Below are 14705 nucleotides of genomic sequence, written 5' to 3'. Positions count from 1 at the left end.
ACAAATGAAACAGAGACATAAATTCGAGAGCATTGTCGCCGAGACATTGCTCATTCCGCTCTATTACAGGGCGAAAGAGAGCCGCCGAAAGAACCCGATTCTGAACGACAAGGTTGCGGAGGGGCTGGTGGACAGTCTGGAATACGACTACTCCCGTTTCGACGGGGCGAAGTTGAGCGAGGTCGGCTGCGTCGTGCGCGGGTGGTTTTTCGACCGTGCCGTGCGCCGCTTCATAGGGAAGCACGCCGATGCGGTGGTGGTGAATGTGGGCTGTGGTCTGGACACCCGTTTCCAGCGTATCGGCGACGGGAAGGCCGTATTCTACGACATGGACCTGCCGGAAGTCATCGCGCTGCGCCGCGAGCTGATTCCGGAGCAGCCGGGCAACCCCTACATTGCGGCCTCCCTGCTGGATGCCGGCTGGCTGGACGACCTGCGTCGCCGGCATCCCGATGCGCATTTCATCTTCGTGGTCGAAGGCGTGCTGATGTATTTCTATGAAAAGCAGGTAAAAACATTTCTGCACCATGTGGCCGAGCGTTTCGGGGGCGGCGAACTGTGGTTCGACGTCTGCGGTACGATGATGAGCCGTCACGGAGTGAAACCCGATTCGCTCCGTGAACACGAGGCGCAAATCCGCTCCGGTCTGAGCGACGGGCGTCTGGTAGAACAATGGGAACCCCGCCTACGCCTTTTGGAACAGGCCAATTACATGAAGTTTTTCCGTCCGCGCTGGGGCTTCTTCTTCGGGCAAATATTGGGACGGATGACGCGGCTGTGCTACAAGTTCAGTTCGATGTTGGGATATGAAATCGTATCGAATTCCCGTGACACGGCGGCAATTCTCCATGAAAGATGAAAGAGACGACGATTGAACCTTATCTCCCAATGTTGGAACGGTTCGAAGAATTTTTCAGGGAAGAACTGGCATCCCGTTTGTCGGTCGAATCCGTTGATTCCGTGATGGAAGCGGCTGTCGAGAATTTTCATCGTATCTCCGCAATCATTCCGGATGTCCCGCCGACATCACCATGGGTGAAAAACATTATCGGTATAGCCTATGAGATCGGTCTGTGGCAAGAACTGTCGGCCAGAGGATGGAGTCCGGCAGAACTTTCCATTGTTACGCAGAAAGCATTGAAAAAGCTCACGTTGTCGAGTATCCCTTCTGAAAAAATTTCGGAAATACGCGAAATGTTGTGTTCGCCCGACTATGTGCGTCGCATCGCTTCCGCTTCGCATGTTTCCACAGAGGACGATTGGCTGTTCGATTGCGTGTTGCCGAATGCGGACGATACGTTCGATGTCGGTATGGACATTGCCCGGTGCCCGGTCGCCGAACTCTGTTCCCGTATTGGCGTCGAGTGCTTTTTTCCCTATTTCTGCGTGAATGATTATATCACACACGATGTACTCGGTATCCGGCTGACACGGACCCGCACATTGGCACACGGTGCTTCGTGCTGCGATTTCCGGCTGACAAAAGAGCGGGGAGCGGCTGACGGGGCTGTTGTAATCCGGCCGGAAGATTTACAGGAATTTACCAACAACGGATAGAGAGAATCGGATAAAATTCAATATATGGAAACAAAAGAAAAGAAGAAAGAAGGTCTGTCCCGCCTGTTCGAGATCGCGGGGCAGAAGAAAGGGCTGCTTTTTCTGGCGGGTCTGCTGTCGGCAGGCAGCGCCGTGTGTATGCTCGTACCCTATTGGGCGGTGTACGAGGTGTTGAAAGAGCTGCTGACGCACGGTACAAGCCCGGCTTCGGTGGACGAAGCCGGCATGATTCGTTGGGGCTGGATCGCCTTCTGCGGGCTTATCGGCGGACTGGTGCTGCTGTACGCCGCCCTGATGTCCTCGCACGTGGCTGCATTCCGCATTCTGTACGGATTGCGTGTCCGGCTGTCCGAGCATATCGGCAAGCTGTCGCTGGGTTATCTCAACAACACCTCTACCGGAGCCATCAAGAAGACGATGGAGCAGAACATCGAGAAAATCGAGGGATTCATCGCCCACACGATTCCCGATTTGGTGAACGTAGTGGCGACGGTCGTGGTGATGCTCGTCATCTTTTTCTCGCTGGATACATGGCTGACGGCGGTCTGTCTGGCCGTGGTGCTGTTGAGCTTCGCCCTGCAATTCTCCAATTTCATGGGGAAGAAGGCACGGGAGTTCATGAGTATTTACTATGATGCGCAGGAAAAGATGAGCGCCTCCGCCGTGCAGTACGTCAGGGGAATGCCCGTGGTGAAGATATTCGGACAGAGCGTCCGCTCGTTCCGGCAGTTCAACGCCGAGATACAGGCTTACAAGACGTTCGCCCTGAAATGCTGCGACACCTACCAGAACGGGATGATCGCGTTCACCGTCCTGCTGGGTTCGATGGTGACGTTCATTCTTCCCGTGGGTATCCTGCTGATACAAGGGAATCCGCAGTCGCTCGCATTGGCCGCCGTATGGCTGTTTTTCATCATCATGGGACCGGGTGTGGCTTCGCCCATCTACAAACTGACGTTCCTGGGCGGAAACACCAAGGAGATCGACGAAGGCGTGGCGCGTATCGACCGCATTCTGGAGAAAAAGCCCGTTCCCGAACCGGAACACCCCGAAGTGCCGCAGTCGTATGAGGTGGAGTTCCGCCACGTGTCATTCTCCTACGAAAATACGGAACAGGGCACACGTACCGAGGCGCTGCGCGATGTTTGCTTCACGGCGCCGCAAGGCCGGATTACGGCGCTCGTGGGGCCTTCGGGAAGCGGCAAGTCCACCGTCGCGAACCTGATTCCCCGTTTCTGGGACGTGGAGCAGGGCGAGATTCTCATCGGTGGCGTGAACATCAAGAACATCGCTACGACGCAGTTGATGGATACCGTTTCATTCGTCTTTCAGGATACGTTCCTGTTCTACGACACGCTGTACGAGAACATCGCCGTCGGTTCCCCCGCCGCAACGAAAGAAACGGTCGTGGCGGCGGCCAAAGCCGCCCAGTGCCACGAGTTCATCGAGCGGCTGCCGCAAGGCTACGAGACGAGAATAGGCGACGAGGGCGTGTATCTGTCGGGCGGCGAGGCGCAGCGGGTATGCGTGGCCCGCGCCATTCTGAAGAATGCGCCGATACTGGTACTGGACGAAGCCACGGCCTTCGCCGATCCGGAGAACGAATACAAGATGCAGCAGGCCCTTCAATCCCTGATAAAAGGCAAGACCGTGATTATTATCGCCCACCGGCTGTCGTCCATCGTCTCGGCGGACAACATCGTGGTCTTGCAGCAGGGACGGATCGTACAGCAGGGCCAGCACGACGACTTATCCGTCGCCGAGGGGCTCTACAAGAACATGTGGGATGCCTATACGAGCGCTTATCATTGGAAGTTGAACAAAAATTGAATACGGAGATATGAAAAAGAATAGTTTCTTGAACGATATTTTACAGAATACGAGTTGTCCGCAGGGATTCTGGGGACGGATGATTTTGCGGGGAATGAACTGTTTCCACGCTTCGCTGGCCCATCGCGGCATGAAACAGGTGGACTGGCGGCCGGAATGGAATGTGCTGGACATCGGATGCGGGGGCGGCGCCAACGTGAAGCGTCTGCTGAAGCTGTGTCCGCAGGGAAAAGTTTACGGCATGGACCTGTCGGAGGAGAGCGTCGCCTTCGCCCGCAGGCACAATGCGGGAGAACTGGACCGCCGATGTTTCATACAGCAGGGCGATGTCTGCTCCCTGCCTTACGGGGACGGGGCCTTCGATGCCGTTACGGCCTTCGAGACCGTCTATTTCTGGTCTTCCGTCAGCAAGGCGCTGGCCGAAGTCTTCCGCGTGATCCGGAAAGGGGGCTGCTTTCTCATCAGTCTGGAAGCGAGCGACCCCGAACTCGGAAAGGCGTGGACGGAGCGGATAAAGGGAATGACGGTGTACGGAGCCGAAGAACTGAAACAGTTGCTGTCCCAAGCCGGCTTTTCCGACATCCGGGTAATTCAGAAAAAAGAAGAACTGCATATCGTCGCACATAAATGAAAGGAGTGGAACATGAATGCGATTAAAAACATTACGATAGGCCATACGGAACGTCTTTACAAGCCCGTGGGCTATACCATGCTCGCCAATCTGGTCAACATCATACCTTTCTGCCTCTCCATCGAGGCGGTGCGCATCATCTTCGCCGCGTTCGACGGCAGCGGACGACCGCTCGACACGGCAAGACTGTGGTGCATTTTCGGCATATTGGCTGTCTATATGCTGGTGATGGCTTTGGCCGAACGGGCCTCCTACCGGGCCAATTTCAGAGGAGCCTACGAAATGAGTGCGTCGGGGCGCATTGCACTGGCGGAACATCTGCGGAAACTCTCTCTCGGATTTCTTTCCCGGCGCGACCCCGGCGATCTTTCGTCCATGCTCGTTACCGATTTCACGATGGCCGAGACGGGCATTTCCCACCATTTGCCCCAACTGATGGGAGCCGTCGTCATGCCCGTGCTGGCATTCCTCTCGCTGGTATGGATCGACTGGCGGATGGCCGTTGCCATGTTCGCCGCACTGCCGGTCGCCTTGCTTGTCCTATGGATGAGCACGAGTGTGCAGAAAAAGTTGAGCGGCAGGCAGATACAAGCCAAAATCAATGCCGGGAACCGCTTGGAGGAATACTTGCAGGGCATTCGCGTGATGAAAGCCTACAACCTGCTGGGCGACCGCTTTGTCCGCCTGCGCGATGCTTTTGCGGAACTGCGCCGTGCCTGTATCCGTCAGGAAGCCATGCTGGGGCCTTTCGTGCTGCTGAGCATTACATTGGTGCGGGCCGGACTGACCCTGATGGTGCTGTGCGGAACCTACCTGCTGTTGGGAGGCGAACTCTCGCTGCTCGTCTTCGTGCTGTTCCTCGTGGTCGGCTCGCGCGTGTTCGACCCGCTGACTTCGGCGCTGACCAACTTTGCGGAGTTCCGCTACTTCTCCATTGCCGGAGGGCGTATTCTCACGCTGATGAACGAGCCGGAGATGGAAGGCGAACGGCAGGCGCCGGCCACCGGCGACATCCGGTTCGAGCATGTGTCGTTCGCCTATCAGGACAAGAAGGTGCTTCAGGACGTTTCCATCGCGTTTCCGAGAAACACGCTGACGGCTCTCGTCGGTCCTTCGGGGAGCGGGAAAAGTACGGTGATGAAACTTTGCGCCCGATTCTACGACCCGCAGCAGGGGCGTGTCCTTTTCGATGGCGTTCCGATGAAAGATATAGAACCTGAAAGTCTGATGAGCCGCATCTCGATGGTGTTCCAGGACGTCTATCTGTTTCAGGACACGATACGCGACAATATCCGTTTCGGAAAGCCCGGTGCGACGGACGAGGAGATCATCGCGGCAGCCGAGAAAGCCTGCTGCCACGATTTCATCATGCGCCTGCCGCAGGGATACGACACGATGGTGGGTGAGGGCGGTTGCACGCTGTCCGGCGGCGAGAAACAGCGCATATCCATCGCCCGCGCCATCTTGAAGGATGCGCCGATTATCCTGCTGGACGAGGCGACCGCATCGCTCGACCCGGAAAACGAGGTGGAGGTGCAGAAAGCCATCGACACGCTTATCAAGGGACGCACCGTCATCGTCATCGCCCACAAGCTTAAGACGATCATGAATGCGGACCGGATCGTCGTTCTGGAAGACGGACGGGTAAAAGAACAAGGCACGCACGACGAACTGATGCGGCACGAGGGGCTTTATGCCCGTCTGTGGACGATTCAAGAGAAGTCCGCAGGCTGGACCGTATAGAATAACGGGAAGCCCGGATAATAGGACTTTCACGAAAAGCCGGAAAGAAGGCAAGCCCCTCTTTTCGGCTTTTCCTTATTTTATCGGCATTGTCGTAAATCAGTACGACGGCATAGTTACTGTTTCTGACTGCTGAACGATGCTGCGTTATTCATTGTTCGCTGGACCTTTCGGTTATGGCAGAGACAAGACGGCTACCCGGCCTCGTGTCCGGAAACACCTTATTATAATTATACCGAAAAATTTCCTTTTCAAGTCCATATTCTATACCCGTTATATCCCGTTCACCTCTCCTTTTTATTTATTCTCGTTCTTATCGCTCCCTGCCGCACTCCCTTGTCGGTGTGATTTTCCCATGCGAAGGTACAGCGTCATTCGGTCGTCAAGTACCGCTCCGCTAACCGGCTCGCGGATTTGCCCGGCAGCCTTCCCAAATCGAAGATGACCTTTCGGTCCCCGCCGTGCTGCGCTGTCGGGTTGGGTATTCCGTTCAATCCCCGGCGGTTTCCTTGCCTTTTCCTCATTTTCCCGCTGTCTGGCCTGCATGTAAAATCTATCCCGATAAGGAAGCCGGAACAGCTTCCGAAAAAAGGGAAGAAAAAGTTTAACGAATAAAAATTAACGATTATGCCAAACTGGTGTTCAACAGCGTATGTGATAGAGGGCGACGCGCAGGAAATCAAAAGCCTCTATGAGTTGATGAAAGATTTGCAGGACAGAAAAACGCCTGCCGTGAAAAACGGCTTCGGGACATCATGGCTGGGGTGTCTTGTGGATGCCTTGGGCAAGGACTGGGACAAGGTGAGTTGTCGGGGAGATTGGGCAAACCTCGAAATGGTGGGCGAAACCCTCCGCTTTACGACGGAGACGGCATGGGGGCCATGCAACGAGACATTCGACCTCGTGTGCGAGAAATTCCCATCGCTCCGTTATTATTACCAGACCGAAGAGCCGGGAATGGGCTTCTACGAGACCAACGACAGCGAAGGCAAGTATTTTACCGACAAATACATAGTCGATTTATGTACTGCCAAAGGCAAATACTTCTGCGAATATTTTGCCGACAGGGAGAGCCTGTTTGCGTGGCTTGGCGAGGTCGCAGGAAAAACCGTCCGCTCGGAACAGGATGCCAAGGCTCTGTTTGAAGAATGGGCGCAGGAAAACCCCGATTCTTGCTGCAGTATCAATGAATATGTGGTCGTGGATTAAATCGGACAGACAGCCATGAGAACCTATCATTGGAAAGAGTACGGCTTTATCGGGACTGTACCCGACTTCGCCCGGCATTTCGGGATATGCAAAAGCCCGACTTTCGTCAATGCGGTGCGGAGAGTGTCCCGACACGTTTATAACTGCATGAACGCACGGGAACAGGCGGAATATGAAGAGAAGCGGGAGCGGGTGAAACCCGCTTACCGCCTCTATCTGGACGAGGAACGCACACGTTTCATCGAAATGACGAAAGAGGAGTACGAAGCTGTCGGCCTGCCCGTGGTGCAGGAAGAGGTCGGCATGTTCAAACTGTCTTACAGGAACAGAAGCCTGCCCGCATCGTTTGTCGGAAACGGTCGGGACGAAAGCCCCGTGGCTTCGGCCATGAAAAAATATCGGGCAGAAGCCATGCGTTTCGCCGGACAGGTCATGCTGGCTACGGGTTATTTCAATACCCGTCTGCCGACCGAACAGCCCAAAACCGAGATAAACTATACGGAATTGCGATTGTCGTACAGCAACGGTATCGTGTTCTATTTTGTCGCTGACCGTAGCCGTGACGGAGTATGCGGCTGTTACCTGCAACGGATAACGCTCGACGGCAAGCAGATATATAACGGCTGTTTTAGCCGATATTCCAGCGTCGATGACGTTTTGCAAAAGACACAATCGAACGGAGAATGCCAAAATGCCCATTACCATTTTATAGAGTAGACGATAAGCCCTCTCGGACAGTAAAAGTTCGAGAGGACTTTCTCTGTACGCCGTTTCCACGGAACGACCTCCTTTTTTAGCCAATGTTCCGGCTTTTTTATACAGTCCGGCTTCTTCCCCTTTTACTCCACTATCGTATCTCCTTCTTTCCCTTATCTCGTTTCCGCCACTTTCTCGCCGGTTGGATTTTCCCATGCAAAGGTACAGCGGTCGTCCGGTGTCAAGTACCGCCATGCTAACCGCTCGTGGATTTGCCCGGCAGCCTTCCCAAATCGAAGATGTCCTTTCAGTTCCCTCCTTGCTGCGCCTGTCGGGTTGGGTATTCCGTGAAATCCCCGGCTGTTTGCTTGCCTTCCCGTCCTTTCCCCGCTGTCTGATCTGCATGTAAAATCTCTCCCGGCAAGGAAAGCTGAAAAGCTTCCGAGAGGAGGGAAATAAATAACTCGGAGTTTAATTTAACTTTTATGTATTATGCACGCAAATGGTAATCAAATTATGGAAGGGAAAGTTCTGGACGAACAGGTTAAGATAAGAATTTTTGAGGCATTCCGGCAGTCATGTTTTTTGTTTGATGAAACAAGCGGTCAATGCGCCTATATGGGGTCGGTTCGTAAATGCGATGGGAAGTGTCGCCTAATGCTACGCTTTAAGCAGAATCTGGATAAATTGTTTTGTTGAAAAGGAATTGCAGCCATTGGCTGAACCTTATCGACAAGTTCAATATAGCGGATAGAAAGATATATTAATTTTTAATCTTGACAAGATATGAGTATAATATGTACACGATGTGGCGGTACGCAGGTAGTATGCGAAGCCACAGTAAACCCCAACACCAAAGTGATAACGGAAATTTCCGACGATTCTTTGCAATTCGGCCGGTGCGAAACCTGTAAGGCACGAAGCGTCCTGACGGATGTAGAGAAGACAAAGGCCGCCATCAAGAGCGGATTTGCCGGATTTGTCGAGGCGAACGGCAGGAAGCCCCATTATGCAAGTTGTCGGATAGTATGGAAGTACACCAACGATTCCGAAGACGTAAAAATCCGGCTGCTGGAAAGCGGTGAAAGTATTGGAAACGACATGTTCTTCTCCTGCAACAGCCTCCATGCCCTCGAATCTCTGGCGGAGTTCGGAAAAGAACCGTTCATCGTAACGGAATGTTACGGGTTCAAGACCTTAACAGAAGAGGAAATCTCCGATGAAAAAGCGTATGAATACGAGTTCGGAGACGAGAAAATCGTTGTTACAGGTAAAGAAGTACGTGCATTTTACTCGGAAGTATACAGGCTGACGGCACAGGACATCGAACAGTTTGCAGCCTATAATACGGCAAAACGCATGTATTACCGGAAAAATGATTGCCAGCTTACCCCGGAGCTTGTCCGACGGTTGCTCGATGAAGAACATTTGATGAAAGCAGGTGAATCCGACAGTTTCACGATTCAGTTGTTCTTCCTGTGGCATGTGCGGATTCGGAAAGAACCTGAAAATTTTGCACCGTTCAAATACGCTTTGGAAGCCTGTTGCTTGGATAACGTACAGACTTTCAGCCGCCGATACATCACGCTCGAAAAAGCATTGCTTCATTGCCTGAACGGTTTCAATGAAAACGCTAATATTCAAAACCGCTACCAATCCCTGCAAGACTATCTTCTGGGACAGGCGCACGGCAAACGCTGATAAATAGCCTCATGCGGCACAAGCCTCCGAACCTGCAAAGCCGGTTTCGGGGGCTTTATTCCGCAAGGTCGTCTCTCCAGTTATATGCCATACCCGGCATGTCACAAGAAATTCCTTTTTAAGCGGACGTCCACCTGTTATAACCCTTATACCCCATTTCCATTCCTTTCTACCTCCCGATAGCGTTTCCCGTTTTTGCTCCTGACGTTACCCGACAAATCAAGGCAAGACACACGACACCCTATGCAGCTGCAAAGGAACGTCGGAGGAGTTAAACTCTTTTATATCACATTCCTGTGAATCTTAATAAAAAAAGTCGTTCATGGCACCTTGTGGAATTGATTTTTATATATTTGCTTCTGAAAAAAACATACTGGAAACAGTGCCGGATAGTATGTGAAGAACAGAAACTTTTGGGAAAATAATATGTAAATACAAAATTATAAAAACAAAAAAATGATTAGAGTTGCCACGATAAAGGATGCTTCAAGACTTGCGGAAATACAGATTTTCTCTAAAAGAAAAGCCTTTCGCCCTATTTTTCAAAACGATGATGTTTCCTTTAATGAAATGTCGGTATTGCGTCTTGCATTATATTATCAGGATGTTATAGGAGCTTTGGACGATATATATGTTTTTGATGACGGGATTGTAAAGGGGATGATGAAACTGGATTGTAAAAACAGTATATGGGAATTGAAAGAGTTGTATGTAGATCCGTTCTTTCAAGGAGAAGGTGTTGGGACAAAACTTATGCGCCATTTCCTTACAACAGCAAAAAGTCACGATGTAAAAGAGGTTTACCTGTGGGTGTTGGAAGAAAATTTTGCAGCAAGAAAATTTTATGAGAGCCACGGGTATGTCTATACAGGAAATAAAAAAGAGTTTTCCGATTCAGGAAAATATCTGTTGAATTATGCATTACGATTAAAAGCCACCTTATAATCCGGCTCGCGTTCCGAAAATTCCGCTTTGCCGGGCACGTGAAGTCCCTTGGACGGTCAAAAGGTTCAGGGGGCTTTTTTTGTCAATCGCCCTCACAGGCAGATTTTCTTTTTTAGCCGTTATTCCCACTTCTATATACAATCGGGCTTCTTCCTCTTTTATTCCGGTTATCCCATTCTTTCCCTGATCTCGCCCCCGTTGCCTCCTCGCCGGTTGGATTTTCTCATGCAAAGGTACAGCGGTCGTCCGGCGTCAAGCACCACTATGCTAACGGCTCGCGGATTTGCCCGGCAGCCTTCCGCAAATCGAAGATGGCCTTTCAGCCCCCGCCTCGTACCTCGACGGGTTGGGTATTCCGTGAAATTCTCCGGCCGTTTGCTTGCCTTTCCGTCCTTTCCCCGCTGTCTGGCTTGCATGTAAAATCTCTCCCGCCAAGGAAGCCGAAAGGCTCCGAAAGCAGGGAGAAGAAAAAAGCAAGTTCAACAAATTAAAAATTTAAAGTTATGCACAGCAAGATTTTTCAAATTACCGAAACACGGGTGAGCAAGGACAACTACCTGAACGAGGACACCCTCACGCAGGGCGACGATAGTTTCTTCGACTATTGTGCGGAGATTGACGATGAGGAACGCCAGTTCCATATCGACAACTTGGTAAACAACATTCTGCCCAAAGGCATGTTCGAGCTTGTTTCCGACGATACCATACGCTACAAAGGCGGTGCGGAACGATGGAGAGAAGATTTCATCGCAGACATTCGAAGCAGGGCGGAAGCCCTTACCCCCGAAAGCGTGCAGGACTGGATTGGCCCGGTCTATCAACTCGAAAAGTTCCTGAAAAACCCGCTCGATACCGCTTACTGGTTCTACATGGACGAGGAGGGGCTGCAATCCAACGCCGAGCAATCCTACGAGTTCCTGCGGCAGGCATGTGAATTTAAACCCGGTACGCTGCTTTACATCGGCGGTGTCATCGACTATCATTTTTAACCTCAAAACGCTGAACGATGAAAGGTACGGAACATTTCAAACGGACTATCAAGGAATACTTGGACGGCAAGGCACGGACGGACGAACTTTTCGCCGTCTCCTATGCCAAAGAAAACAAAAACTTGGACGATTGTATCACATTCATTCTCAATCAAGTCAAGGCAAGCGGCTGTTGCGGAATGACCGACGACGAGGTGTGGTCGCTCGCCATTCATTACTATGATGAGGACAACATCGACGTGGGCAAACCTATCAGTTGTGGCGTCGTGGTCAATCACAAGGTGGAGCTGACCGAAGAAGAAAAGGCGCAAGCCCGAAAAGACGCGCTGAAAGCCTATCAGGAGGAAGAAATGCGCAAGATACAGCAACGCCACAGCAGGCCGAAGCCGACCGCCAAAGCTGTACAGAATACCCAAACGGAACTCTCACTCTTCGATTTCTGACCATGAAAGCACGGACAAAATTTCAGCATCAGGTAGTAGCCGCCAACGGGCGGTTGCTGCCTATCACGGAGAAACAGGCAGAATGGGCGTTCCGGCATACCGTCGGACATTACGCTTTTCGTACACCGAGCGGACAAACGACCTGCCTCGATTGCGGTCATAGGTGGAACGAGACAAAGGCGAAGCGTTGCCATTGCCCGAACTGCCACGCCAAACTGACGCTCAAAGACACGCTTTGCCGCAAGACAGATGAGAAAAGCTATTTTTCTGTCATCACCACGCAGGACGGATTTCAGGTGCAGCGGATTTTCAGAATGAATGTCTGTTACCGCAAAGGCAAGAACGCATGGACAGACGTGTGCGAAGTGGCGAGATACTGGTTGGACGAGAACGGGAAAACCGCTTTGACAGCCTTGCAACGGACAATGGGGTGTTATTTGGACAGCTTTCTGTACGGGTCGGGATTGGAACTGCGGAACGACAATTACGTGTACCAACGCATAGCCGACTGTTATGTCTGTCCGGGCTACACGGTTATCCCGAAGTTACGGCGCAACGGGCTGAAAGGGTCGTTTGCCGACATCGCCCCGCAAAAGCTGATGAAAGCCCTGCTATCGGACAGCCGAGTGGAGACAATACTTAAAAGTGGACGCAAACGAGACCTCAAGCACTTCATCGACCACCCGCAGGATTTGGATTTCTGTTGGCCGTCCTACAAAATCGTGTTACGCCAGAAGTATCGGATAACGGACATTGGAATATGGGTGGATTATCTCCGTATGCTCGACAGATGCGGCAAGGACTTGCACAACGCCCACTATGTTTGCCCCGCCGATTTGAAAGCCGAGCATGACAAGTATCAGAACAAGGTGCGTATTCTCCAAGAGCAGGAAAAACGCAAGGAGCAGATGAAACGGGCGAGGGAAAACGAGGCACGTTTTAGGGAGTTGAAAGGCAAGTTCTTCGGTCTGGAGTTCACGGACGGAACGATAGTCGTCCGTGTACTGGATAGCGTGGAAGCCTACTACGACGAGGGTAATGCGTTGCACCACTGCGTGGGACAGTGCGAATATTACCTCAAACCGGATACGCTGGTATTCTCCGCACGGATAGAGGACAAGAGGGTCGAGACCGTAGAATTGAGCCTCGAAACATTCAAGGTGCTGCAGTCGAGAGGACTGTGTAATAAAAATACGAAATATCACAAGCGGATTATGAACCTCGTGCATAAGAACATCGCCCTTATCCGAAAGCGCATGGCCGCCTGATACCGGCTGCGGAAGTTATATCGGGCAACCACCTGCCAATCGGGACAGGTGGTTGTTCATATTCCCGATAAAGGCCATGTCGAACATTCTGTTATACAGACAATTCTTTTTCCATTCCCTTACATTTTGTCCGATGGACAATCGTTCGACGTTTTTTTTGCCCTTTATACCCCAGACACATACTGCCGTCGTTTCCTGTTGTAACGGCCGGAGATCTTTGCCTCCATTCCCTTTGTATGCTTGGGCGTATCATTTCATGGAATCTCCACTATCGCCACGGCCTGTTTTTACGCAGCAAAGGTACGGCGAACGAACAGCGTGTCAAGTACCGCTTCGCTACTCCGGATAAAATTTGACGCAAACTTTCCGCAATCGCAGATTGCGGCATTTCATAAAATTTTAACCTCCGTTCCTTGCCTGCTGTTCTTGCTTTCGCCGTTGGGAATTGCACGTAAAAATCAACCCTTTGGGCGAAGTCGGAAGGCTTCAAGAAAAGGGAAATAAAAAAACAGAACAATGACAGCAATAGAACAGATTATCGCCATAGCTGAACAATTAGGCTGGCAAGTTAAAACCGATACCGACAAACCGAACCTCGTGGTGTTCGATTTTCAGCAATACACACCTCACGGGCAGGATTTCAGTTTCTCGGTTGAGATGAAAGGCAATGACACCGACAGCTTGTTACAGGAAGTTGAAACATATTACGAAGACTTCGACCCCGACTATGAAGCCTACCTGTGGATTGGTACGGACGGGCATGGCAAGAACGGCGCACCTTACCGAATCAAAGACATCGTGAGCGATATGGAGCAGGCGGAAGCCATGATAGAAAAACTTTATGAAACATTAAAAACAACCATGCAATGAGAACGAAAACCCTCTACACACGAGACGCCGAAAAGGCAGGAATAAGCCGTTTCCCAAACTTTCACCGCACGGGGAACATAACCGGCATGAAGCAGCTTTACTACGGAAAAAACGCCCTATTGGTACGTTGCGGGAGTCAGATTTACAACGTATCGAGCGAACCCGAAATTTACTACAACATGGCTCATTAAATGGTATTCATTATGAAAAGAGCAAGTTACAAGAAAGATTTTCAGAGTTGGAAAGGCATAATGGCTCTAAAACTGCTCTGCTGCAATATAGTTGCAGGCCGTTTTGATTGGAAGAAATACTGTACGCCACAGTCTTATTGCGGTCAGGAAATTTGCGTTGTACCGCTGCATTGCTCCTACGGACAGATAGGCTATACCGTGCACTTCCCTTATTCCGATATACCGGAAGTGGAATACGATTGGGAAATGAACAAATTAACTATCGACAAAGAGAATTGGGAAAGCTATTTAACGTGAGTATAATTCAAAATATAGCCAGTTGCCCGTCTTTGAAAAACATACATCAATGGCGGGCTTCTTTCAAAAACAGTATGCTGTTATGGTAGAAAGGGAGTTGGAAATAAAGTTATATTAAAGGAAGTGGGGCATGGAATATTCAATATCTTTATCTTCAACCATATATTTTTCCTGAAATTGAGCAATTTCTTTGCAAAAATCATCTGTCATACAATAAATCTCCGTAATTTTGGTCTCTGAAAACATCATGGTAATTGCTTAAATGTTAATTGAATACTATAAATTCAATACTTTTATTGCTATGTGCCTAATTTATTTACAGAATTAGAATTGAA

Annotated in this window: 15 protein-coding genes and 1 pseudogene; 15 read left to right on the top strand and 1 reads right to left on the bottom strand. The window is 50.8% G+C overall.

The features are described from left to right. The first annotated feature begins 4 nt into the window (after positions 1 to 4). The 15 genes from C1A09_RS07550 to C1A09_RS07450 all read left to right on the top strand — a co-directional run bounded on the left by C1A09_RS07550 (position 5) and on the right by C1A09_RS07450 (position 14370). Entirely contained in the window at positions 5 to 859 is an 855-nt protein-coding gene (locus C1A09_RS07550) for a class I SAM-dependent methyltransferase (protein WP_007571986.1), read from the top strand. After that, complete coding sequence (locus C1A09_RS07545) at positions 856 to 1557, top strand: L-2-amino-thiazoline-4-carboxylic acid hydrolase (protein ID WP_007571988.1); 702 nt, start codon at positions 856 to 858, stop codon at positions 1555 to 1557. The genes C1A09_RS07550 and C1A09_RS07545 overlap by 4 nt, the downstream gene beginning before the upstream one ends. A gap of 24 nt (positions 1558 to 1581) precedes the next feature. Then, positions 1582 to 3387: an ABC transporter ATP-binding protein gene (locus C1A09_RS07540; RefSeq protein WP_007571990.1), complete on the top strand. Its 1806-nt coding sequence runs from the start codon at positions 1582 to 1584 to the stop codon at positions 3385 to 3387. Between the two features lie 10 nt (positions 3388 to 3397). Continuing rightward, complete coding sequence (locus C1A09_RS07535; protein ID WP_007571993.1) at positions 3398 to 4018, top strand: class I SAM-dependent methyltransferase; 621 nt, start codon at positions 3398 to 3400, stop codon at positions 4016 to 4018. A gap of 12 nt (positions 4019 to 4030) precedes the next feature. Then, complete coding sequence (locus tag C1A09_RS07530) at positions 4031 to 5761, top strand: ABC transporter ATP-binding protein (RefSeq protein WP_007571994.1); 1731 nt, start codon at positions 4031 to 4033, stop codon at positions 5759 to 5761. A 627-nt stretch (positions 5762 to 6388) separates the two neighbouring features. After that, positions 6389 to 6970 carry a hypothetical protein gene (locus tag C1A09_RS07520; protein ID WP_007571996.1) on the top strand — a complete coding sequence of 194 codons (582 nt, stop codon included), beginning with the start codon at positions 6389 to 6391 and terminating at the stop codon, positions 6968 to 6970. Between the two features lie 147 nt (positions 6971 to 7117). Continuing rightward, complete coding sequence (locus C1A09_RS07515) at positions 7118 to 7687, top strand: hypothetical protein (RefSeq protein WP_007571997.1); 570 nt, start codon at positions 7118 to 7120, stop codon at positions 7685 to 7687. A gap of 765 nt (positions 7688 to 8452) precedes the next feature. Beyond that, on the top strand, positions 8453 to 9367 hold the full coding sequence (locus tag C1A09_RS07500) for a hypothetical protein (protein WP_007572000.1): 915 nt from the start codon (positions 8453 to 8455) through the stop codon (positions 9365 to 9367). A 456-nt stretch (positions 9368 to 9823) separates the two neighbouring features. Next, positions 9824 to 10312: a GNAT family N-acetyltransferase gene (locus C1A09_RS07495; RefSeq protein ID WP_008654991.1), complete on the top strand. Its 489-nt coding sequence runs from the start codon at positions 9824 to 9826 to the stop codon at positions 10310 to 10312. 503 nt (positions 10313 to 10815) lie between these two features. Beyond that, a complete protein-coding gene (locus tag C1A09_RS07480; protein WP_008654997.1) occupies positions 10816 to 11301 on the top strand; it encodes a hypothetical protein in 486 nt (161 codons plus the stop codon). Between the two features lie 17 nt (positions 11302 to 11318). Beyond that, the gene (locus C1A09_RS07475) at positions 11319 to 11744 is read left to right on the top strand and encodes a PcfK-like family protein (protein ID WP_008654998.1); all 426 of its coding nucleotides are present in this window, start codon (positions 11319 to 11321) and stop codon (positions 11742 to 11744) included. Positions 11745 to 11746: 2 nt separating this feature from the next. After that, positions 11747 to 13012, top strand: a complete 1266-nt coding sequence (locus tag C1A09_RS07470) for a PcfJ domain-containing protein (protein ID WP_008654999.1) — start codon at positions 11747 to 11749, stop codon at positions 13010 to 13012. A 516-nt stretch (positions 13013 to 13528) separates the two neighbouring features. After that, positions 13529 to 13882: a hypothetical protein gene (locus C1A09_RS07460; protein ID WP_008655002.1), complete on the top strand. Its 354-nt coding sequence runs from the start codon at positions 13529 to 13531 to the stop codon at positions 13880 to 13882. Further along, positions 13879 to 14073, top strand: coding sequence for a hypothetical protein (locus C1A09_RS07455; RefSeq protein ID WP_008655004.1), 195 nt, complete (start codon positions 13879 to 13881; stop codon positions 14071 to 14073). Before C1A09_RS07460 ends, C1A09_RS07455 begins: the two co-directional genes overlap by 4 nt. Positions 14074 to 14085: 12 nt before the next feature. After that, positions 14086 to 14370 carry a hypothetical protein gene (locus tag C1A09_RS07450; RefSeq protein ID WP_008655007.1) on the top strand — a complete coding sequence of 95 codons (285 nt, stop codon included), beginning with the start codon at positions 14086 to 14088 and terminating at the stop codon, positions 14368 to 14370. Between the two features lie 147 nt (positions 14371 to 14517). Here the strand turns inward: C1A09_RS07450 and C1A09_RS16725 are convergent. Beyond that, positions 14518 to 14616 (bottom strand): annotated as a pseudogene (locus C1A09_RS16725) (IS982 family transposase); the annotation flags it as partial. Positions 14617 to 14705: the final 89 nt, after the last annotated feature.

It is taken from the genome of Bacteroides cutis (genome assembly GCF_900241005.1).
GTDB lineage: Bacteria > Bacteroidota > Bacteroidia > Bacteroidales > Bacteroidaceae > Bacteroides > Bacteroides cutis.
The sequence above is the reverse complement of the archived record's forward strand: the minus strand, read 5'-3'. Positions and strand labels throughout refer to the sequence as shown.

Excerpts from the sequence above, each read along its gene's own strand:
- C1A09_RS07550 (WP_007571986.1), top strand. The coding sequence starts at position 5 with ATGAAACAGAGACATAAATTCGAGAGCATTGTCGCCGAGACATTGCTC.
- C1A09_RS07545 (WP_007571988.1), top strand. The coding sequence starts at position 856 with ATGAAAGAGACGACGATTGAACCTTATCTCCCAATGTTGGAACGGTTC.
- C1A09_RS07540 (WP_007571990.1), top strand. The coding sequence starts at position 1,582 with ATGGAAACAAAAGAAAAGAAGAAAGAAGGTCTGTCCCGCCTGTTCGAG.
- C1A09_RS07535 (WP_007571993.1), top strand. The coding sequence starts at position 3,398 with ATGAAAAAGAATAGTTTCTTGAACGATATTTTACAGAATACGAGTTGT.
- C1A09_RS07530 (WP_007571994.1), top strand. The coding sequence starts at position 4,031 with ATGAATGCGATTAAAAACATTACGATAGGCCATACGGAACGTCTTTAC.
- C1A09_RS07520 (WP_007571996.1), top strand. The coding sequence starts at position 6,389 with ATGCCAAACTGGTGTTCAACAGCGTATGTGATAGAGGGCGACGCGCAG.
- C1A09_RS07515 (WP_007571997.1), top strand. The coding sequence starts at position 7,118 with ATGAACGCACGGGAACAGGCGGAATATGAAGAGAAGCGGGAGCGGGTG.
- C1A09_RS07500 (WP_007572000.1), top strand. The coding sequence starts at position 8,453 with ATGAGTATAATATGTACACGATGTGGCGGTACGCAGGTAGTATGCGAA.
- C1A09_RS07495 (WP_008654991.1), top strand. The coding sequence starts at position 9,824 with ATGATTAGAGTTGCCACGATAAAGGATGCTTCAAGACTTGCGGAAATA.
- C1A09_RS07480 (WP_008654997.1), top strand. The coding sequence starts at position 10,816 with ATGCACAGCAAGATTTTTCAAATTACCGAAACACGGGTGAGCAAGGAC.
- C1A09_RS07475 (WP_008654998.1), top strand. The coding sequence starts at position 11,319 with ATGAAAGGTACGGAACATTTCAAACGGACTATCAAGGAATACTTGGAC.
- C1A09_RS07470 (WP_008654999.1), top strand. The coding sequence starts at position 11,747 with ATGAAAGCACGGACAAAATTTCAGCATCAGGTAGTAGCCGCCAACGGG.
- C1A09_RS07460 (WP_008655002.1), top strand. The coding sequence starts at position 13,529 with ATGACAGCAATAGAACAGATTATCGCCATAGCTGAACAATTAGGCTGG.
- C1A09_RS07455 (WP_008655004.1), top strand. The coding sequence starts at position 13,879 with ATGAGAACGAAAACCCTCTACACACGAGACGCCGAAAAGGCAGGAATA.
- C1A09_RS07450 (WP_008655007.1), top strand. The coding sequence starts at position 14,086 with ATGAAAAGAGCAAGTTACAAGAAAGATTTTCAGAGTTGGAAAGGCATA.